This window comes from Pseudaminobacter soli (ex Li et al. 2025) (genome assembly GCF_029892515.1).
GTDB classification, from domain to species: Bacteria; Pseudomonadota; Alphaproteobacteria; order Rhizobiales; family Rhizobiaceae; genus Pseudaminobacter; species Pseudaminobacter soli_A.
Genome location: NZ_JARXVF010000001.1, coordinates 1,893,834 through 1,913,039 on the forward strand (window position 1 = coordinate 1,893,834; position 19,206 = coordinate 1,913,039).

A 19,206-nucleotide genomic window follows, 5' to 3' on the forward strand; every position below is an offset into this window, starting at 1 on the left:
GCTTCAATCGACAAATCGTTGTCGATTGATCGGCCCCTCGCGAAGCTCGGGGCCGACCGCTGCTTCAAGCCCCCGCAGTAAACGCCGCGATCGCCGCCATGTTGACGATGTCGGAATCCTTGGCGTTGAGCGGCACGATCTGGACCGGCTTGTTGAGGCCGACCAGGAGCGGGCCGATGACCGTGCAGCCGCCGAGTTCCTGCAGCATCTTGGTCGAGATCGAGGCCGAGTGGAACGCCGGCATGATCAGCACATTGGCCGGGCCCGACAGGCGGCAGAACGGATATTGCTGCATGAGGCGCGGGTTGAGCGCGACGTCGGCGGCCATCTCGCCGTCATATTCGAAATCGACGCGGCGCTTGTCGAGGATTTTTACGGCCTCCTGGATGCGCTCGGAGCGCTCGCCGGCCGGGTGGCCGAAGGTGGAATAGGCGAGCATGGCAATGCGCGGCTCATAGCCCATGCGGCGCGCGAAGCCGGCGGCTTCCTCGGCGATGTCGGCGATCTGCTCGGCATTGGGCATGTCGTGCACGGCCGTGTCGGCCACCAGCACGGTGCGGCCGCGGCAGAGCGCGATCGACACGCCGATGACGCGGTGGCCGGGCTTTGCGTCGATGGCGCGGCGCACGTCTTCCAGCGCGGTGGAGTAGTTGCGGGTGACGCCCGTGACCATGCCGTCGGCATCGCCCAGCGCCACCATGGCGGCGGCAAAATGGTTGCGGTCGTTGTTGATCAGGCGCTGGCAGTCGCGGAACAGAAAGCCCTGGCGCTGCAGGCGCTCGTAGAGGAAGTCGGCATAGATGGCGTTGCGGCGCGACAGGCGCGCATTGATGATCTCGATGCCGGGCTTGTCGAGGTCGACGCCGGCGTTGCGGGCGTTTTCCTTGATGACGTCGTCGCGGCCGAGCAGAATGGCGGTGCCGAGGCGCTGGTTCACATAGGACACGGCCGCGCGCATCATCTGCTCTTCCTCGCCTTCGGTGAAGACGATGCGCTTGGGCTGGCGGCGGACGCGGTCATAGATGCGCTGCAGCGTCGAGGCGATCGGGTCGCGCCGGGCCGACAGCTCGTTGGCGTATTTGTCGAGGTCGAGGATCGGCCGGCGGGCGACGCCGGTGTCCATCGCCGCCTTGGCGACGGCGACGGGGATGGCCGAGATGAGGCGCGGGTCGAACGGCACCGGGATGACGTAGTTGGGGCCGAATTTCGGACGGTTGCCCTGGTAGGCGGCGGCGACGTCGTCGGGCACGTCCTTGCGGGCGAGATCGGCCAGCGCGCGCGCCGCGGCGATCTTCATCTCGTCGTTGATGGTGGTGGCGCGCACGTCCAGCGCCCCGCGGAAGATGTAGGGGAAGCCCAGCACGTTGTTGACCTGGTTCGGATAGTCCGAACGGCCTGTGGCCATGATGGCGTCGGTGCGGATCTCGGCGACTTCTTCGGGCGTGATCTCAGGATCGGGATTGGCCATGGCGAAGATGATCGGGTTTTTGGCCATGGACTGGACCATGGTGGGGGTCAGCGCGCCCTTGGCGGAGAGGCCGAAGAATACGTCCGCACCTTCCATGGCGTCGGCCAGGCTGCGCGCGTCGGTCTCCACCGCATGCGCCGACTTCCACTGGTTCATGCCCTCGGTGCGGCCCTGGTAGACCACGCCCTTGGTGTCGCACAGGGTGATGTTTTCGGGCGCAAAGCCCATCGCCTTGATGAGCTCGATGCAGGCGATACCGGCCGAGCCAGCGCCATTGCAGACGAGTTTCGTGGTCTTGACGTCGCGGCCGGTGACTTCCAGCGCGTTGATGAGGCCGGCGGCGGCGATGATGGCCGTGCCGTGCTGGTCGTCATGGAAGACCGGGATGTCCATCAGCTCGCGCAGGCGCTGCTCGATGATGAAGCAGTCGGGCGCCTTGATGTCTTCGAGGTTGATGCCGCCGAAGGACGGGCCGAGATAGCGCACGCAGTTGATGAATTCGTCGACGTCGGTGGTGTCGACCTCGAGGTCGATGGAATCGACATCGGCAAAGCGCTTGAACAGCACCGCCTTGCCTTCCATCACCGGCTTGGAGGCCAGCGCGCCGAGATTGCCGAGGCCCAGGATCGCCGTGCCGTTGGAGATCACCGCCACCATGTTGCCGCGCGTGGTGTAGTCGAAGGCGCGGCTGGGGTCCTCGGCGATGGCGAGAACCGGCACCGCGACGCCCGGCGAATAGGCGAGCGAAAGATCGCGCTGCGTCGCCATGGGCTTGGTGGGGCTGATCTCCAGCTTGCCGGGGCGGCCCATGGCGTGGAAATCCAGCGCTTCCTGTGCGCCGACGGAGGGGCCTGCGTTGTCTGATTTCTTGCCGGATGCCATGGTGTCGCGCGGTCCCTTCCCGAGCCGTTTTTTGTGGAGTGTTCGGGATTAAGGCTACACTTCAGCCCTGTAAACCGCCAATCAGGACGAAGCTCTTTTTTGGACGAGACAGTGAACGACGAAACGCCGATCCGCACCGACGCAAGCACGCCCATGCCGGGCAGCGGCGCCGCCACGCCGATGATGGAACAGTTCCTCGAGATCAAGGCGGCGAACCCGGATTCGCTGCTGTTCTATCGCATGGGCGATTTCTACGAGCTGTTCTTCGAGGACGCCGAGATCGCCAGCCGCGCGCTGGGCATCGTGCTGACCAAGCGCGGCAAACACCAGGGCCACGACATCCCGATGTGCGGCGTGCCGATCCATGCGGCGGACGACTATCTCCAGAAGCTGATCGGGCTCGGCCATCGGGTCGCCGTGTGCGAGCAGATCGAGGACCCGGCCGAGGCCAAGAAGCGCGGCTCGAAATCGGTGGTCAAGCGCGACGTGGTGCGGCTGGTGACGCCCGGCACCATCACCGAAGACAAGCTGCTGGCGCCGGCGGAATCGAATTTCCTGATGGCGCTGGGACGGGTGAAGGGTGGTTCGGACAACGCTTATGCCTTGGCCTGGATCGAGCTCTCCACCGGCATCTTTCGCGTCGCCGAGACCAGCGCCGACAACCTGCTGGCCGACATCTTCCGCATCGACCCGCGCGAGATGATCCTTCCCGAGCCGGTGTTTTACGACGCAGAGCTGAAGCCGGTGTTCGACCTGGTGGGGCGGGTGGCCAATCCGCAGCCGTCGAGCCTGTTCGATTCGGCCTCCGCGCCGAGCCGCATCGCGCGCTTCTTCGAGGTCGCGACCCCCGACAGCTTTGGCACTTTCTCACGCGCCGAGCTTTCGGCAATTGCCGGCATCGTCGCCTATGTCGAGAAGACCCAGAAAGCCGAGCGGCCGCCGCTGTCGCGGCCCGAGCGCGAGCAGTCGGGCTCGACGCTGTTCATCGATCCGGCGACGCGCGCCAATCTGGAGCTCCTGCGCACCACGAGCGGCGCGCGCGACGGCTCGCTCTCGAAGGCCATCGACCGCACGGTGACCGGCGCCGGTGCTCGGCTCTTGGCCGACCGGCTGATGTCGCCGCTGACCGACCCGAAGGCCATCGCCCAGCGGCTGGATTCGGTCGCCTTCTTTCTTGCCGAGCGGCGAGTGGGCGAAGCCCTACGCGCGTACCTGAAGGGCGTGTCCGACATGCCGCGCGCGCTGACCCGGCTGGCGCTGAACCGCGGCGGCCCGCGCGACCTCGGCGCGCTGCGCTCGGGTTTTGAAGCGGCGCTCGCGATACGGACGCTGTTCGCGGATATCGAGGTGCCGGTCGAGCTTTCCGAAGCGCTGGAAGCGATCTCGGCGCTGCCGGCCCCCTTTGCCGACCATCTCACCGGCGCGCTGGACGACGACCTGCCGTTGCTCAAGCGCGACGGCGGTTTTGTCCGCGCCCGCTACCATGCCGAACTCGACGAAATGCGCGCGCTGCGCGACGAGTCGCGGCGCGTCATCGCCAGCATGGAGCGCGACCTGATCGAGGACACCGGCATCCGCTCGCTAAAAATCCGGCACAACAATGTGCTGGGCTATTACATCGAGGTGACGGCGAACCATCAAGCGATCATGAACGGGACGGACCCGGCCAAGGCGCGCTTCATCCACCGGCAGACCATGGCCAACGCCATGCGTTTCACCACCACCGAACTCGCCGAGATGGAGACCAAGATCGCCAATGCGGCCGATCGCGCGCTGGCGATCGAGCTTGCGGCCTTCGACACGCTGGTGGCGGAAGCGGTCGCCCAGGCCGAGACGATCCGCGCAGGGGCGGCCGCACTTGCAGCACTCGACGTTTCGGCAGCGCTTGCGGTGCTGGCGACCAGCGAGAACTGGTGCCGTCCGCAAGTGGATGACAGCCTTGCCTTCGAGATCGTCGGCGGCCGTCACCCGGTGGTGGAGCAGTCGCTGCGCGCGGCAGGCGAAAACGCCTTCGTCGCCAATGACTGCGACCTGTCGCCGGAAGGCGGCGCAAAGGCGGGCGCCATCTGGCTGCTGACCGGCCCGAACATGGGCGGTAAATCGACCTTCCTGCGCCAGAACGCGCTGATCGCCATCCTCGCCCAGATGGGTTCCTACGTGCCGGCCAGCTCGGCCCATATCGGCGTCGTCGACCGGCTGTTCTCCCGCGTCGGCGCCTCGGACGATCTGGCGCGCGGGCGCTCGACCTTCATGGTCGAGATGGTGGAGACGGCGGCGATCCTCAACCAGGCCGGCGAGCGCGCGCTGGTCATTCTGGACGAGATCGGCCGCGGCACGGCGACCTTCGACGGTCTGTCGATTGCCTGGGCGGCGGTGGAATATCTGCACGAGAAGAACCGCTGCCGCGCGATCTTTGCCACCCATTTCCACGAGATGACCGCGCTGGCCGAGAAGCTGCAGCGCCTCTCCAACGTGACCATGCGGGTGAAGGAGTGGGAAGGCGACGTGGTCTTCCTGCACGAGGTCGGCAAGGGCGCGGCCGACCGTTCCTACGGCGTGCAGGTGGCGCGATTGGCCGGCCTGCCGGACGCCGTGGTGCAGCGGGCCAAGGACGTGCTGCATCAGCTCGAGGCCGGCGAAACCTCCGGCAAGGCCGACCGGCTGGTCGACGACCTGCCGCTGTTTTCGGCGGCGATGAAGAAGGAAACGCCGCCCGCGCCGGCGAAGGTCGATGTGGTGGGCGCGGCCCTTGCCGTGCTCAATCTCGACGAGATGACCCCGCGCCAGGCGATGGAAGAACTGTATCGGCTGAAGGAGCTGGCGGCGAAGGGGTGAGTGCGACTTACCCCCCTCACCCGGGGCAATCGCAATAAAATTCGACCCCCACTCCGGTTTGCTTCGCAAACCACCTCTCCCCCGTTCGACGGGGGAGAGGAAACGCCGTCCGCAAGGCTGGCGCCCTTCCTCTCCCCTTTTGAGGGGGAGAGGTGCCGAGCGCAGCGAGGCGGAGTGGGGGTGGGCTGTGCCGTATGCGATTGCCCTGCATCCGCAAGCCACTCTCTCCCCGCTGAGAGAGGCCGCAAATTCTGAAAGGCTTGCAGCCTTTAGTCGGCTTCTTTCCACACGGCATCGCCCCAATCGAGCTTGCGGGCGGCCTTGAAGGCGGCGCCGTCGCGGCGGGTGAGCAGGCGCTCGCCGGCGTTGCCCTCGGCATCGCACAGCTTTAGGCGCACCATGCCAGAGCTTGCCTGCGGTGGTGCCAGCACCCGCGCCTCAAACGCCGTGCCCGCATGCCGCGAGGCGGCGACGTAGATAAACTTCTCGTCTTCCCACGGCACCTCCCCGCCCTTGGCCAGCCGGTGCAGGCGCGAACGGGCGACGCGGCGTGAAAAATGGCACCAGTCGGGTGCTGTGAGCGGGCATGATTGCTGGTGCGGACAGGGCGCGACGAGATGCGCGCCCGCTTCGATGAGCCGCGCGCGGGCACGCAAAATGCGTTGCCAGCCGGCCGGCGTGCCGGGCTCGACGATGACCAGCGTGTCGCCCGTCAGCGCCCACAGCCGGTCGACCAGAGGCTCGATTTCATTGGGCGGCAACTCGTCCAGCACATAGGCGAGCGTGACGAGGTCGGCAGACTCAAGTTCCGGGAATTTTCCCAACACATCGGCGGCAAGGTAGCGCGCGGTGATGGGCTCGGCATGGCGGGCGAGGTCCGTGCCCACGGCGCGGATTGCCGGGCTCGTTTCGAGCAGCGTAGCGTCCTCAAGACTGTCCCAGCAGTCGCGCGCCGCCCAAAACACCGTGCCCGGGCCGGCACCGACATCGATGAGGCTGCGCGGCGCGAAACTATCCCGCGCTTCGGCGACGCTTTCCAGGCTGGCCCGCACCGCCGCATAGGTCGCGGGCAGGCGCGTCGCCAGATAGGCCTTTGCCGCCAGATCGTCGGACAGGTGCAGCCGCCCGTCGCGCGTTTCGGCGCGATAGCGGCGCGACAGCACCTCCGCCGCCTGCTTCAGCACCGGCAGCGGCACGCCTTCGAGCGCCTTGTCGACTGCCTGACGAAGGGCTGCGGGAAGTTCCATCTCGCTCTAATATCCCTCTCAGGCTGTGCCGAACTTGCGGGCCGCATCGAGCGACAGCCCGAGCCCGACCGAGCCGAACATATCGCCCTGCACGACCGTTGCACCTGGAAAAAGCGACAGCACTCGGTTCTTGAGCAGCGGAATGGCCGTCGAGCCGCCGGTGAGGAACAGCGTGGTGATGCGCTGGGCCTCGACGCCGGCGTCGGCAAGGGTCTTCTGCACCGTGTTCGCGACCCGCTCGACCGCCATGTCGATCGCCTCGTCGAGCCCGGCGCGCGTGACCGGCAGCGACAGCGTCTCCTCGGTCAGCTTGACGTTCATCGAGGTGTCGTCGCGGTCGGTGAGGTCGATCTTGGCGCGCTCCACCGTGCCGGCCAGCGCGTGGCCCTGGCGGTTGGCGACGATGTCGATCATGCGGTCGACCAGCTCGGGCTTTGCGGCCTCGTAGCGGATCTGGCGCAGGTCGGTCATGGCCTTGGGCGTATAGAGCATGTTGATGCGCTGCCAGGTGGCGAGGTCGTTGAAATAGCCGGCGGGCAGGTTACGCTTGCCGTCCTTGGTCTGCGTCTTGTAGCCGAGTTCGGGCATCAGATGGGCGACCGACAGCAGCCGGTCGAAATCGGTGCCGCCGATATGCACGCCGGTGCTGGCAAGAATGTCGTCCTTGCGGTCGGCCGCGCGCGCCCGCTCGGGCGAGACGCGCACGATGGAGAAGTCGGACGTGCCGCCGCCGATGTCGATGATCAGCGCCAGTTCCTCGCGCGTCACGCTCTGCTCGTAGTCGAGCGCGGCGGCAATAGGCTCGAACTGGAACGCGATGTGCTTAAAACCTTGGGCGCGGGCGGCGGCTTCCAGCTGGTTCTGCGCGTCGCGGTCGGCGGCCTCGTCCTCGTCGACGAAATGCACCGGGCGACCGAGCACGACCTGCTCGATGTCATCGCCCAACTCGTTGTCCAGCCGCTCCTTCAGATAGGCGACGAAGGTACCGATAATGTCGGAGAAGGCGAGGTAGCGCGCCTTGATGCGCGTCTTCTCATGGATCAGCGAGGAACCCAGCACGCTCTTCAGCGCACGCAGCAAGCGCCCTTCGGCGTTCTCGGCGTAGTCGGCAATCGCCCGGCGGCCGAAATAGGTGTTGTTGTCCTCGAAATTGTAGAAGACGGCGCTGGGCATGGCGACGTGATCGCCTTCGAGCGGCACCAGCTTGGGGCGGCCGCCAGCGATATAGCCGACGGTGGAGTTGGACGTGCCAAAGTCGATGCCACCGCTGATCGGTTTCATGGGAGATCCTTTTATGTGAGATGACGGCCCGGCCGCGGGGGGAGGTGAGCGGTTACACAAGCTGCGCGGCAATGTCGAGGCGAAACCGCGATTTTTCTCAAACGACCAAAAAGCGCCGCAAAGTGGCGCCCCATACCCAGCCGGCGAAAAAAGAGCTATAGACGCCGCCCGGAAAGCGAGGCTTTTTAGTCAGGCATGGCGAAGATACCCCTGAAGCTCGAGGAACTTATCGACGGCGAGGCCCTGCGCCGCGATCTCACCGCGCTGACCGCAGAAACCGGCGGCGACGGCTCGAGCATGGAAGTGCGCGGCCGCGTGCTGCAGCTCCTGAAGGAGCGCCGGGCGGCAGGGCGCGCGGTGGCCGAGCGGATGCTGCGCGAGGATGGCGGCGGCACGGCTTGCGCCGCGCGTATCTCGCACCTGATGGACGAGATCATACGCGCGCTCTATGACTTCGCCGCGACGCACGTCTATCACGCGCGAAATCCCTCCTCGGCCGAACGCATGGCGGTGGTGGCCGTGGGCGGCTATGGCCGCGGCACGCTGGCGCCGGGCTCCGACATCGACCTTCTGTTCCTGCTGCCCTACAAACAGACGCCCTGGGGCGAGCAGATCGTCGAATACATGCTCTACATGCTGTGGGACATGGGGCTAAAGGTAGGCCACGCCACCCGCAACATCGACGAGTGCCTGCGCCTGTCGCGCGAAGACATCACCATCCGCACCGCCCTCCTCGACGCCCGCTTCCTGTGGGGTGAGGAAAAGCTCTTCGACGAGCTTTTGGTCCGCTTCGACAAGAGCGTGGTGAAGCACACCGGCCCCGAATTCGTGCAGGCAAAGCTCGCCGAGCGCGACGAGCGCCACGCCAAGGCCGGCGAGAGCCGCTATCTGGTCGAGCCCAATGTGAAGGACGGCAAGGGCGGCTTGCGCGACCTGCATACGCTATTCTGGATCGCCAAATATTTTTACCGGGTGCGCACCGGCGAGGAACTGGTGGAGAAGGAGGTCTTCACCCGTGCCGAATACAACCAGTTCCTGAAGGCCGAGGATTTCCTCTGGGCCGTGCGCTGCCACATGCACTTCCTGACCGGCAAGGGTGAGGAACGCCTGCATTTCGACATCCAGCGCGATATCGCCGAGCGGCTCGGCTACACCAGCCACCCTGGCCTGTCGGCCGTCGAGCGCTTCATGAAGCACTACTTCCTGATCGCCAAGACCGTGGGCGACCTGACGCGCATCTTCTGCGCCGGGCTGGAGGAGGAGCAGGCGAAGTATGTGCCCGGCTTCGACCGCATCTTTCTCACCTTCTCGCGCCGCCAGCGCAAGCTCGCCGGCACCGGCGATTTCATCGTGGACAACCACCGCATCAACGTGGCCGACGACCAGGTCTTCGTGCGCGACCCGGTCAACATGCTTCGCCTTTTCTGGTTTGCCGACAAGCACGGGCTGGAGTTCCATCCCGACGCGCTGAAGCTGCTCACCCGCTCGCTGTCGCTGGTAGACAAGACCCTGCGCCGCAACAAGGAAGCCAACCGGCTGTTCCTCGACATCCTCACCTCGGATCGTAATCCCGAGCTCAATCTGCGCCGCATGAACGAAGCTGGCCTGCTCGGCAAGCTGATCCCCGATTTTGGCCGCATCGTCGCCATGATGCAGTTCAACATGTATCATCACTACACGGTGGACGAGCATCTGCTGCGCTGCATCGGCGTGCTTTCGGAACTGGAGCGCGGCGACGGCGAAAAGGTCCATCCGCTGTCGCATTCGCTGATGACAGGGCTGAAGAAGAAGCGCGAGGCGCTTTACGTGGCCGTTCTGTTGCACGACATCGCCAAAGGCCGCCCGGAGGATCACTCCGAGGCCGGCGCCAGGATCGCCCGGCGCATCTGCCCGCATATGGGCCTATCCGCGGCCGAGACCGAGACCGTGGCCTGGCTGGTGGAGAACCATCTGGTGATGTCGATGGTGGCGCAGTCGCGCGACCTCAACGACCGCAAGACCATCGAGGATTTCGCCGACGTGGTGCAAACGGTGGAGCGCATGAAGCTGCTGCTCATCCTCACCGTCTGCGACATTCGCGGCGTCGGTCCCGGCGTGTGGAACGGCTGGAAGGGCCAGCTGCTGCGCACGCTCTACTATGAAACCGAACTGCTGCTGACCGGCGGCTTCTCCGAAGTGTCGCGCGCGCAGCGCGCCGCCGAAGCGCGCGCGGGTCTCGTCGTGGCCCTTGCCGGCTGGCCGGAAGCCGAGCGCAACCGCATGGCGGACCTGCACTACGAGAACTACCTGCTGGCCGTCGACCTGAAGGACCAGGTCCGGCACGCCGAGTTCATCCGTGCGGCGGATGCCGACAAGCGCAAGCTTTCGACCATGGTCAAGACCCATGAGTTCGAGGGCGTCACCGAGATCACGGTGCTGGCGCCCGACCATCCGCGCCTCCTGTCGGTCATCGCGGGCGCCTGTGCTGCGGCCGGCGGCAACATCGTCGACGCGCAGATCTTCACCACTTCCGACGGCCGGGCGCTCGACACCATCCTCATCAACCGCGAATTCGACCGCGACGAGGACGAACAGCGGCGCGGCGAGCGCGTCGGCAAGCTCATCGAGGACGTGCTGTCGGGCAAGGCCTGGCTGCCCGAGATGATCGAAAAGCGCACCAAGCAGAAGCGCGGCGCCAAGGCCTTCCGCCGCGAGCCGCGCGTCGACATCCGCAACACGCTGTCCAATCGCTTCACCGTCATCGACGTGTCGGGGCTCGATCGGCCCGGCCTCTTGTCGGAGATCACCGGAGCGCTGTCGGACCTGTCGCTCGACATCGCCTCGGCCCACATCACCACCTTCGGCGAGAAGGTGATCGACACGTTCTACGTCACCGACCTCACCAACCAGAAGATCGACAACCCGACGCGGCAGCAGACGATCCGCGACAGGCTTCTGGCCACGCTGCAGGGCGAGACCGCCCAACGCAGCGCCAAGGTGAAGGCAACGGTGTAGTGATTTCTCGCCCGCATAAATCGGAACGGCACGCATGAGCCTGATTAAAAAATTCGCCACCGTCGCATCCGGCACGCTGATGAGCCGCGCCTTCGGCTTCGTGCGAGAGATGCTGATGGCGGCGGCGATCGGCACCGGGCCGGTGGCGGACGCCTTCTATGCGGCCTTCCAGTTTCCCAACACCTTCCGCCGGCTGTTCGCCGAAGGTGCCTTCAACGCCGCCTTCGTGCCGCTCTTTGCCAAGGAGATCGAGGCCAACGGCACCGAAGGCGCCAAGCGCTTTTCGGAAGAGGTGTTCGGCGTGCTGTTCACCACGCTTCTGGTGCTCACCATCGCCATGGAACTGGCGATGCCGCTTCTGGTGCGTTTCCTGATCGCGCCGGGCTTCGTGGACGAGCCGCAGAAATACGATCTCACCGTGGCTCTCGCCACGATCATGTTCCCCTATCTCATCTGCATGTCGCTGGCTGCGATGATGAGCGGCATGCTGAACTCGCTGCGCCGCTATTTTGCCGCCGCCATCGCGCCGGTGTTCCTCAACATCATCCTGATCGCCGTGTTGGCCAATGCCTGGTACCGGGGCCATGACAACCTCACCGTCGGCTATGCGATGGCCTGGGGCGTGCTGGCCGCGGGTATCGTGCAGCTTGCCATCGTCTGGATTGCCGTGCGCCATGCCGGCATTTCTATCGGCTTCCGCCGCCCGCACCTGACGCCCAACGTCAAGCGGCTCCTGATCCTCGCCTTGCCGGCGGCGATCACCGGCGGCATCACGCAGATCAACCAGCTCATCGGCACGGCAATCGCGTCGGGACAAAACAGCGCCGTCTCCTCGCTGGCGCTGGCCGACCGCGTCTACCAGCTACCGCTCGGCGTGGTGGGCGTGGCGGTCGCCATCGTGCTGCTTCCCGAACTCGCCCGTGCTCTGAAGTCCGGCAACCTCAAGGAAGCCGCCAATCTGCAGAACCGCTCGGTCGAGTTTACGCTGTTCCTCACCCTGCCGGCAGCGGCGGCGCTGCTGGTCATGTCGGAGCCGATCGTGCGCGTGCTCTATGAGCGCGGTCAGTTCGCGGCCGGCAACAGCACGCCGACGGTGGCCGCGATCCTCGCCATCTTCGGGCTTGGCCTGCCGGCCTTCGTGCTCATCAAGGCGTTCACGCCCGGCTATTTCGCCCGCGAGGACACGCGCACGCCGATGATCTTTGCGGCCATCTCCGTTGCCGTGAACATTTCAGTGGCGCTGACGCTGTTTCCGGTCATGGGCGCGCCCGGCATCGCCACGGCCTCGGCCATCGCCGGTTGGGTCAATGCCGCGATGCTGCTCACCGTGCTGGTGAAGCGCGGCCACTGGGGTGCCGACATTCCGCTTCTGACACGCATCCCCCGCCTGGTGATCGCCGCCGCCGTGATGGCCGGCGCGCTCCATATGGCGATCGGCAGGCTTGCGCCTTATCTCGCCTCGTCCGCACCGCTCCACACCCAGGCCGCGACGCTGCTTGCGCTCGTCGCCGGGGCCACAGTCATCTATTTCGGCGTGGCCTTCGGTATCGGCGGCGCCGACCTCGGCATGGTCCGCCGCAACATGAAGCGCGGCGCGGCAAAGCCACAGGCCTCGGCGGCAAACGCGGCGCTGGATGAATAATTCCCCACCACTAGCAGCGCGCGCCTTGAGCTCGGCCGCGCCTATGCTGCGTGCGGCCGGATTTTCAGAAGTTCGTCGCCGAGCCGGCGCTTCTGCTCCAGCAGCTCGAAATCGTGCTGCAAGCCGAGGAAGAAGCCCTCGGAAATGCCGAAATAGCGGGCCAGCCGGAGATCGGTATCGGCGGTGACGGCGCGCTTGCCCAGCACGATCTCGTTGATCCGGCGCGGAGGAACGCCGATGGCGCGTGCCAGAGCATTCTGGCTGAGCCGCATAGGCTCGAGGAACTCCGACAGCAGAATCTCTCCCGCATGCGGATTGTGAAGCTCGTCTTCAATGGTAGTCGACGATTTCGACATTGCTCGGCACTCCGTCACGCCAGTGGAAGCAGATGCGCCACTGGTCGTTTATCCTGATCGAGAACTGCCCCTTGCGGTCGCCTTTCAACGCTTCCAGGCGATTGCCAGGCGGTATCCGAAGATCGTCGAGCTGGCGCGCCTGATTGAGAAGCCTGAGTTTGACCAGGGCCTTGTCCTGGATGTCGGACGGCAGCTTCCGGCTCCGCAGGCCGTTCCAGATCTTTTCGGTCTCTGCGTCGGCAAAGCTGCTGATCATCGCATAGTTTATAACGCATAACGTCATACGGATCAATCTGGCGCAATGCTGGCATCTTGCTCTCGCCCGCGCCATCGGCCATAAGCGCGTATCGATTTTCGCCGCGCGCGAAACGGCCCTCCACAAGCCACGAGGACAAAATGAACGATTTCAAGCCGCTCGTCTTTTCCGGCGTCCAGCCCACGGGCAATCTCCATCTCGGCAACTATCTCGGCGCTATCCGCAAGTTCGTCGCCTTGCAGGAAACCAACGACTGCATCTATTGCGTCGTCGACCTGCACTCGCTGACCGCCCAGCTCGTCCATGACGACCTCGAGGGCCAGACGCGCTCGATCACCGCGGCGTTCCTGGCGTCGGGCATCGACCCGAAGAAGCACATCGTCTTCAACCAGGCCCGCGTCCTGCAGCATGCCGAGCTTGCCTGGATCTTCAACTGCGTGGCGCGCATCGGCTGGATGAACCGCATGACGCAGTTCAAGGACAAGGCCGGCAAGGACCGCGAGAACGCCTCGCTGGGCCTGCTCGCCTATCCGAGCCTGATGGCGGCCGACATCCTGGTCTATCGCGCCACCCACGTGCCAGTCGGCGACGACCAGAAGCAGCACCTGGAGCTGACCCGCGACATCGCCCAAAAATTCAACAACGACTTCTCCGCCCGCATCGCCGAACTCGGCCTCGGCGTCGAGATGATGATGGGCGAGGAGAAGGTGAACGGCTTCTTCCCGATCACCGAGCCGATCATCGGCGGACCGGCGGCGCGCATCATGTCGCTGCGCGATGGCTCCAAGAAGATGTCGAAGTCGGATCCGTCGGACCTCTCGCGCATCAACCTGACCGACGACGCCGACACGATCTCGAAGAAGATCAAGAAGGCCAAGACCGATCCGGAAGCGCTGCCGAGCGAGCTCAACGGACTTGCCGCCCGCCCCGAGGCCGAAAACCTCGTAGGTATCTATGCCGGCCTCGCGGACATGTCCAAGCAGGACGTGCTGAAGGAGTTCGGCGGCCAGCAGTTCTCGGTGTTCAAGCCGGCCCTGGCCGATCTTGCGGTCGAAAAGCTCGCGCCGATCGCCGACGAGATGCGCCGCCTGATCGCCGATCCTGCCTATATCGACAGCGTGCTGCGCGACGGCGGCGACCGTGCGCGCGTGATCGCCGAGGGCACGATGAAGAAGGTGCGCAACATCATCGGCCTGCTCGACAACTAAGATCCAGCCAAAGCCTCGATGGGGAAACTCATCGAGGCTTTTGTCCCTATGGATGGCCGCGTGCCGGCTTCCATCGCGAGGCGACGGGCGCTGGTGGTTCGGCCAGCTTGCGAACGGCCGGCGTCGGTGGCAGATTGCGCCGGAAAAGCCAGCAGGGTTAACAAATGGTCTCCAAGCGTCTCAGTCGCGAAGCCGGGCACCGGCGAAAGTTTCTGGCGATCATCGACGACACGCCCGAATGCGAGCGCGCGGTGGCCTATGCCTCTCACCGCGCCAAGAATACGGGCGGCGGGGTGGTGCTGCTCTATGTCATCGAGCCGGGCGACTTCCAGCACTGGCTGGGCGTCGAGAAGATCATACGCGAGGAGGCGACTGCCACGGCCAATGCCGCGCTGGACGCCAGCGCGCAGAAGGTGCGCGAGACCATCGGCATCGAGCCCGAACTCGTGGTGCGCGAAGGCAAGCCTTCCGACCAGATCCACCAGTTGATCGAGGAAGACCAGGACATCGCGATCCTGGTGCTGGCTGCCGGCGCCGCCAAGGAAGGCCCGGGCCCGCTCGTGGCCTCCATCGCCGGCAAGGGCGCGGCCTTCCCCATCCCCGTGACGGTGGTGCCGCAGAATCTCTCCGACGAAGACCTTGAAAGTCTGGCCTGAACAAATCATCTGTCCGGCAGGGCCCCGTCGGTTTTGCTTGAATGCTCCTGGCGCAGGTCCTATCTAGACCGTTCCAAACTGCCCAGACACGCACGGAGATGCGGCCATGTTCATCCAGACCGAGGCGACCCCGAACCCCGCCACGCTGAAATTCCTGCCCGGCAAGGAAGTGCTGACGCAGGGCACGGCCGATTTCCGCGACGCCGAAGCAGCAGCCCAGGCCTCGCCGCTGGCCGGCCGGCTGTTCGACATTCCCGGCGTGACCGGCGTGTTCTTCGGCTACGATTTCATTACCGTCAGCAAGGACGGCCCCGACTGGCAGCACCTGAAGCCGGCGATCCTCGGCGCCATCATGGAGCACTTCATGTCGGGCGCGCCGGTGATGGCGGCAGGCGACCATGCGGCCACCCATCACGATGAGAGCGGCGAATTCTACAACGAGGAAGACACCGAGATCGTCGCCACCATCAAGGAGCTGCTCGACACCCGCGTGCGCCCGGCCGTGGCACAGGACGGCGGCGACATCACCTTCCGCGGCTATGAGAACGGTACCGTGTTCCTGCACATGAAGGGCGCCTGCTCCGGCTGCCCGTCCTCGACCGCCACGCTGAAGCACGGCATCCAGAACCTGCTGCGCCATTTCCTGCCCGAGGTCGAGCACGTCGAACAGATCTCCTGAGCGGCCTTTTCGACAATTTGAAGACAACAAAAAACCGGGCCTTGAAGCCCGGTTTTTCATTTGCGACGTCCTTGTTGCCGAGACGGCTCGCATAAACTTTTTTTGTCCAGCCTCCCCCATGGGGGAGGCCTGGGGCGGCTAGAGCACGACCACCTTGGCGCCCACATCGGCGCGGTTGTAGAGATCGATGATGTCCTGGTTCATCAGGCGGATGCAGCCCGACGACATGGCCTTGCCGATAGAAAACCATTCGGGCGTGCCGTGCAGGCGATAGCCGGAATCGCCGCTGCCGTTGTACAGGTACATGGCGCGGGCGCCCAGCGGGTTCATCAGGCCGGGCGGCATACCGCCGCGCCACTTGGCCAGTTGCGGCTGGCGGCCGATCATCGCCGAAGGCGGTGTCCAGGTCGGCCATTCGCGCTTGGCTGCAATGCGCGCCGTGCCGTGCCATTCGAAGCCCTCGCGGCCGACGCCGATGCCGTAGCGCACCGCCTTGCCCCCGGGCGTGACGAAATAGAGGAACTTGTTGGCCGTATCGACGACGATGGTGCCGGGCTTCTCTCCTGTGTCGTAGCTCACGATCTGGCGGCGGTATTTGCTCTCCACCTTGTAGATCGGCACGGCCGGCAGCTGGTAGCCGGCGTCCGAAACCGAGCCATAGTCCGACGTGAACATCTGGAAAGAGCCGTCGCTGGTGCAGCCGGCAAGAGCCGTCGCAAGCGTCAGGCTGGCGGCGACGAAAATTGGCTTGATGTGCATTGGAAGATCCGCAGCTCCGATCCCGACCATGTACAGCCCGATTCGGGCCGTATTTTCGCCGTTATTTCTATGAGAGCGTTTTGTTGCTTGCCAAGTGCTTGGGCGGATCAAGCAGAGCCAAATGTAAGGGTAGATCGCTTGCTATGGTATTTTGGCAACAGATTTTAGGCGTTGCTGAAGCGAAAATCGCCGAAACTGACCGAAGGACGAGCGAAACTGACCCGTGGGCTCGGGTCCGCTGATGGTCGGCAACCGCAGTCGGGAACGCCGCGCGGGCATGATCGACGTGGCGGCGGACGCCGCACATGGCGCGCTCATTCCATGACGCGGCAAATGATTGCTACCGAGTCGAGACGGGTTCAAAACGAGAACATAACGTGGCATGGTGCGGCCATGCCGATCATATCCCCCCTCTCCGCCAATCCGCTTGTCGACGGGCGCCAGTCCGAGCGCGCCATGGTCGTGCGGCGCGGCGTGCAGCGCCTGCTCATGCAGATGGGGGCGCATGTTCTGCCCGAACTTTCGCTGGCGACCGGCCGGCGCGCCGATCTCGTTGCGCTCACCCGCCAGGGCGACATCTGGATCATCGAGATCAAATCGTCGATCGAGGATTTTCGCGTCGACCGCAAATGGCCCGACTACCGGCTGCATTCGGACCGCTTCTTCTTCGCCACCCATCCCGAGGTGCCTGCGGAAATCTTTCCGGAGGAGTGCGGCTTTATCCTCTCCGATGGCTACGGCGCGGAAATCCTACGCGAGGCGCCGGAGCACCGCATGGCCGCCGCAACGCGCAAGGCGCTGATGCTGCGCATCGCGCGTGCGGGTGCCGCCCGCCTGCTGGCGGCTGAGCTGGCCGGCGTTTCGGTGCCGGCGCTGGATGGCGAAAGCGAGTAGTGACTTTTACCCTCCCCTTGCGAGGAGGGTAAAAAGCTCAGCGCGGGGCGCGCTTGGCCAGGATGCGCTGCAGCGTGCGGCGATGCATGTTGAGCCGGCGTGCGGTTTCGGAAACATTGCGCTCGCACATCTCGTAGACGCGCTGGATGTGCTCCCAGCGCACGCGGTCGGCCGACATCGGGTTTTCCGGCGGCGCGGCGCGCTCGCCGGTGGTGCGGGTCAGCGCCGCGAACACGTCGTCGGCGTCGGCAGGCTTGGACAGGTAGTCGACGGCGCCGAGCTTCACCGCCGTGACGGCGGTGGCGATGTTGCCGTAGCCGGTGAGAATGATAGTGCGCGCGTCCGCGCGCTTTTCGCGGATCGCGGCGACCACGTCGAGGCCGTTGCCGTCGCCGAGCCGCATGTCGACCACCGCGTAAGCCGGCGGATTGGCGCGCGCCTTGGCGACCGCTTCCTCGACGCTTTCGGCGGTCTCAACCAGGAAGCCACGCTGCTCCATCGCGCGTGCCAGGCGGGTCAGAAACGGCTTGTCGTCATCCACTATCAGCAGCGAGGTGTCGCCACCGGTGAGGTTGGCATCAACTGTTTCTTCGCCGTTCATAATCGTATGGTCCGTTCTATCTGTTTTTCTTGATTGTTTTTCAGCAATATAAGTACCGGAGGCGCAATTTTCTACCCATGCCCCCGGCACGAAGGAATCAGGCCGTGTCGAACATGGACGATGCGGCCGACCTGGGGTTCAGGAACACCTCGCGCGGCCACTCGATCTGCACCACCGCGCCCTTGCCGCGCTCATTGGCATTGGAGAAAGTGAGCGTCGCGCCGGAGCGCTCGAGCAGCGTCTTGGCGATGAACAGGCCGAGCCCCAGCCCGCCGCCCTGCTCGCCGCCGCCCTGCCGCGTCGTCATGTAAGGTTCGCCGATGCGATCGATGATCTCCGGCGGGAAACCGGGACCGTCGTCGACGATGTCGAACGTCACGGTGCGCTCGTTCCACTTCCAGCGGATGACGACCGTGCTGACGGAGAAATCGACCGCGTTCTCGACCAGATTGCCGAGGCCGTAGATGACGCCCGCATTGCGGTGGCCGACCGGCTCGGGGCCGACCTGCTCGCCCGGCTCCAGCTTGATGGAAATCCCGAAATCGCGGTGCGGGGCGATCACCTCCTCCACCAGCGAGGTGAGCGGCAGGCGCGCCAGATGCACCTCGCTTTCCGAGGACAGGCTGGTCAGCCGCTTCAGGATCTGGCGGCAGCGTTCGCTCTGCGAGCGCAGCAGCGTCACGTCCTCATGGTATTTCGGGTCGTTGCCGAGCGCCCGCTCCATTTCCTTGGCCACCAGCGCGATTGTCGCGAGCGGCGTGCCGAGTTCATGCGCGGCAGCCGCCGCCAGCCCGTCGAGTGCCGACAGATGCTGCTCGCGCTGCAGCACCAGTTCGGTGGCTGAAAGCGCGTTGGCGAGCAGCCGCGCTTCCTCGGCCACGCGCCAGGCGTAGATGGCCGTAAAGGCGATGCTAGACAGGACCGCCATCCACATGCCGGCGACATAGAGGAAGGGCATGGCCAGCTCGTTGCCGGCGACCCAAGGCAGCGGCAGGTGGAAGAAGGCGAGCAGCGTGGTGAGCGCCATGACGAACACACCAAGGATCGCGGTCAGGCTGAGCGGCAGCGAGGTGGCGGAAATCACCACCGGCACCGTCATCAGCAGCGAGAAGGGATTGGTCAGCCCGCCCGTCATGTAGAGCAGGCCGGCAAGCTGCAGCGCATCGAAGGTGAGGATGCCCAGGGCCGGCAGCGGCTGCAGCCGGTGCGCGGCCGGAAAGCGGAAGGTCAAGAGAAGGTTGAGCCAGGCCGAGCTGGCGATCAGCGCAAAGCACAGGCTGACCGGCATCGGGAACTGGAACCAGTAGGCGATGACGATGACGGCGATGCTCTGGCCGATGATGGCGAGCCAGCGCAACCGGATCAGCGTGTTGAGACGCAGGCGGGCGCTCTGCTGGAAGTCGGGCATCTTCGGTGTCTTGACCATGGAAGGGTTTATGCGCCGGACA

General features: G+C 65.2%; 15 protein-coding genes. 7 read left to right on the plus strand and 8 right to left on the minus strand.

Translation table 11 applies throughout. From position 1 onward, the window contains the following. Nucleotides 1–64: 64 nt before the first annotated feature. Nucleotides 65–2,350, minus strand: a complete 2,286-nt coding sequence (locus tag M2281_RS09050; RefSeq protein ID WP_280820726.1) for an NADP-dependent malic enzyme — start codon at nucleotides 2,348–2,350, stop codon at nucleotides 65–67. Nucleotides 2,351–2,503: 153 nt separating this feature from the next. Between M2281_RS09050 and mutS the strand changes: the two genes are divergently transcribed. Next, the gene (gene mutS, locus M2281_RS09055; RefSeq protein ID WP_280821162.1) at nucleotides 2,504–5,185 is read left to right on the plus strand and encodes a DNA mismatch repair protein MutS; all 2,682 of its coding nucleotides are present in this window, start codon (nucleotides 2,504–2,506) and stop codon (nucleotides 5,183–5,185) included. A gap of 269 nt (nucleotides 5,186–5,454) precedes the next feature. On the opposite strand, the gene M2281_RS09060 is transcribed toward mutS, so the two are convergent. Both M2281_RS09060 and M2281_RS09065 read right to left on the minus strand, forming a co-directional pair. Then, nucleotides 5,455–6,432: a small ribosomal subunit Rsm22 family protein gene (locus M2281_RS09060; protein ID WP_280820727.1), complete on the minus strand. Its 978-nt coding sequence runs from the start codon at nucleotides 6,430–6,432 to the stop codon at nucleotides 5,455–5,457. 18 nt (nucleotides 6,433–6,450) lie between these two features. Continuing rightward, complete coding sequence (locus tag M2281_RS09065; protein ID WP_280820728.1) at nucleotides 6,451–7,713, minus strand: Hsp70 family protein; 1,263 nt, start codon at nucleotides 7,711–7,713, stop codon at nucleotides 6,451–6,453. A 195-nt stretch (nucleotides 7,714–7,908) separates the two neighbouring features. Here M2281_RS09065 and M2281_RS09070 point away from each other — a divergent pair, with 195 nt between their 5' ends. Beyond that, the gene (locus tag M2281_RS09070; protein ID WP_280820729.1) at nucleotides 7,909–10,707 is read left to right on the plus strand and encodes a [protein-PII] uridylyltransferase; all 2,799 of its coding nucleotides are present in this window, start codon (nucleotides 7,909–7,911) and stop codon (nucleotides 10,705–10,707) included. Nucleotides 10,708–10,741: 34 nt separating this feature from the next. After that, nucleotides 10,742–12,349 carry a murein biosynthesis integral membrane protein MurJ gene (gene murJ / locus M2281_RS09075; protein WP_280820730.1) on the plus strand — a complete coding sequence of 536 codons (1,608 nt, stop codon included), beginning with the start codon at nucleotides 10,742–10,744 and terminating at the stop codon, nucleotides 12,347–12,349. Between the two features lie 41 nt (nucleotides 12,350–12,390). Here the strand turns inward: murJ and M2281_RS09080 are convergent, their stop codons facing one another. Both M2281_RS09080 and M2281_RS09085 read right to left on the minus strand, forming a co-directional pair. Continuing rightward, nucleotides 12,391–12,705: a HigA family addiction module antitoxin gene (locus tag M2281_RS09080; protein WP_280820731.1), complete on the minus strand. Its 315-nt coding sequence runs from the start codon at nucleotides 12,703–12,705 to the stop codon at nucleotides 12,391–12,393. Continuing rightward, nucleotides 12,680–12,961 (minus strand): type II toxin-antitoxin system RelE/ParE family toxin, encoded by a 282-nt coding sequence (locus tag M2281_RS09085; protein WP_280820732.1) that lies wholly within the window; start codon nucleotides 12,959–12,961, stop codon nucleotides 12,680–12,682. Before M2281_RS09085 ends, M2281_RS09080 begins: the two co-directional genes overlap by 26 nt. A 140-nt stretch (nucleotides 12,962–13,101) precedes the next feature. Here M2281_RS09085 and trpS point away from each other — a divergent pair, with 140 nt between their 5' ends. The 3 genes from trpS to M2281_RS09100 all read left to right on the plus strand — a co-directional run bounded on the left by trpS (nucleotide 13,102) and on the right by M2281_RS09100 (nucleotide 15,504). Next, a complete protein-coding gene (gene trpS / locus M2281_RS09090) occupies nucleotides 13,102–14,169 on the plus strand; it encodes a tryptophan--tRNA ligase (RefSeq protein WP_280820733.1) in 1,068 nt (355 codons plus the stop codon). A gap of 164 nt (nucleotides 14,170–14,333) precedes the next feature. Next, nucleotides 14,334–14,825, plus strand: a complete 492-nt coding sequence (locus M2281_RS09095) for a universal stress protein (RefSeq protein WP_280820734.1) — start codon at nucleotides 14,334–14,336, stop codon at nucleotides 14,823–14,825. Nucleotides 14,826–14,931: 106 nt separating this feature from the next. Then, nucleotides 14,932–15,504, plus strand: coding sequence for a NifU family protein (locus M2281_RS09100; RefSeq protein ID WP_280820735.1), 573 nt, complete (start codon nucleotides 14,932–14,934; stop codon nucleotides 15,502–15,504). Between the two features lie 138 nt (nucleotides 15,505–15,642). On the opposite strand, the gene M2281_RS09105 is transcribed toward M2281_RS09100, so the two are convergent. Further along, nucleotides 15,643–16,293 carry a L,D-transpeptidase gene (locus M2281_RS09105; protein ID WP_425537687.1) on the minus strand — a complete coding sequence of 217 codons (651 nt, stop codon included), beginning with the start codon at nucleotides 16,291–16,293 and terminating at the stop codon, nucleotides 15,643–15,645. 363 nt (nucleotides 16,294–16,656) lie between these two features. On the opposite strand from M2281_RS09105, the gene M2281_RS09110 reads away from it, so the two are divergent. Further along, nucleotides 16,657–17,157: an MmcB family DNA repair protein gene (locus tag M2281_RS09110; RefSeq protein WP_280820737.1), complete on the plus strand. Its 501-nt coding sequence runs from the start codon at nucleotides 16,657–16,659 to the stop codon at nucleotides 17,155–17,157. Nucleotides 17,158–17,194: 37 nt separating this feature from the next. On the opposite strand, the gene M2281_RS09115 is transcribed toward M2281_RS09110, so the two are convergent. Together M2281_RS09115 and M2281_RS09120 are read right to left on the minus strand one after the other, a co-directional pair. Further along, nucleotides 17,195–17,758, minus strand: coding sequence for an ActR/PrrA/RegA family redox response regulator transcription factor (locus tag M2281_RS09115; RefSeq protein ID WP_280820738.1), 564 nt, complete (start codon nucleotides 17,756–17,758; stop codon nucleotides 17,195–17,197). A 97-nt stretch (nucleotides 17,759–17,855) separates the two neighbouring features. Next, a complete protein-coding gene (locus M2281_RS09120) occupies nucleotides 17,856–19,184 on the minus strand; it encodes an ActS/PrrB/RegB family redox-sensitive histidine kinase (RefSeq protein WP_280820739.1) in 1,329 nt (442 codons plus the stop codon). Nucleotides 19,185–19,206: the final 22 nt, after the last annotated feature.

Bases quoted from the DNA above. Each gene is read 5' to 3' on its own strand.
- M2281_RS09050 (WP_280820726.1), bottom strand. From the start codon at position 2,350: ATGGCATCCGGCAAGAAATCAGACAACGCAGGCCCCTCCGTCGGCGCA.
- mutS (WP_280821162.1), top strand. From the start codon at position 2,504: ATGCCGGGCAGCGGCGCCGCCACGCCGATGATGGAACAGTTCCTCGAG.
- M2281_RS09060 (WP_280820727.1), bottom strand. From the start codon at position 6,432: ATGGAACTTCCCGCAGCCCTTCGTCAGGCAGTCGACAAGGCGCTCGAA.
- M2281_RS09065 (WP_280820728.1), bottom strand. From the start codon at position 7,713: ATGAAACCGATCAGCGGTGGCATCGACTTTGGCACGTCCAACTCCACC.
- M2281_RS09070 (WP_280820729.1), top strand. From the start codon at position 7,909: ATGGCGAAGATACCCCTGAAGCTCGAGGAACTTATCGACGGCGAGGCC.
- murJ (WP_280820730.1), top strand. From the start codon at position 10,742: ATGAGCCTGATTAAAAAATTCGCCACCGTCGCATCCGGCACGCTGATG.
- M2281_RS09080 (WP_280820731.1), bottom strand. From the start codon at position 12,705: ATGTCGAAATCGTCGACTACCATTGAAGACGAGCTTCACAATCCGCAT.
- M2281_RS09085 (WP_280820732.1), bottom strand. From the start codon at position 12,961: ATGATCAGCAGCTTTGCCGACGCAGAGACCGAAAAGATCTGGAACGGC.
- trpS (WP_280820733.1), top strand. From the start codon at position 13,102: ATGAACGATTTCAAGCCGCTCGTCTTTTCCGGCGTCCAGCCCACGGGC.
- M2281_RS09095 (WP_280820734.1), top strand. From the start codon at position 14,334: ATGGTCTCCAAGCGTCTCAGTCGCGAAGCCGGGCACCGGCGAAAGTTT.
- M2281_RS09100 (WP_280820735.1), top strand. From the start codon at position 14,932: ATGTTCATCCAGACCGAGGCGACCCCGAACCCCGCCACGCTGAAATTC.
- M2281_RS09105 (WP_425537687.1), bottom strand. From the start codon at position 16,293: ATGGTCGGGATCGGAGCTGCGGATCTTCCAATGCACATCAAGCCAATT.
- M2281_RS09110 (WP_280820737.1), top strand. From the start codon at position 16,657: ATGCCGATCATATCCCCCCTCTCCGCCAATCCGCTTGTCGACGGGCGC.
- M2281_RS09115 (WP_280820738.1), bottom strand. From the start codon at position 17,758: ATGAACGGCGAAGAAACAGTTGATGCCAACCTCACCGGTGGCGACACC.
- M2281_RS09120 (WP_280820739.1), bottom strand. From the start codon at position 19,184: ATGGTCAAGACACCGAAGATGCCCGACTTCCAGCAGAGCGCCCGCCTG.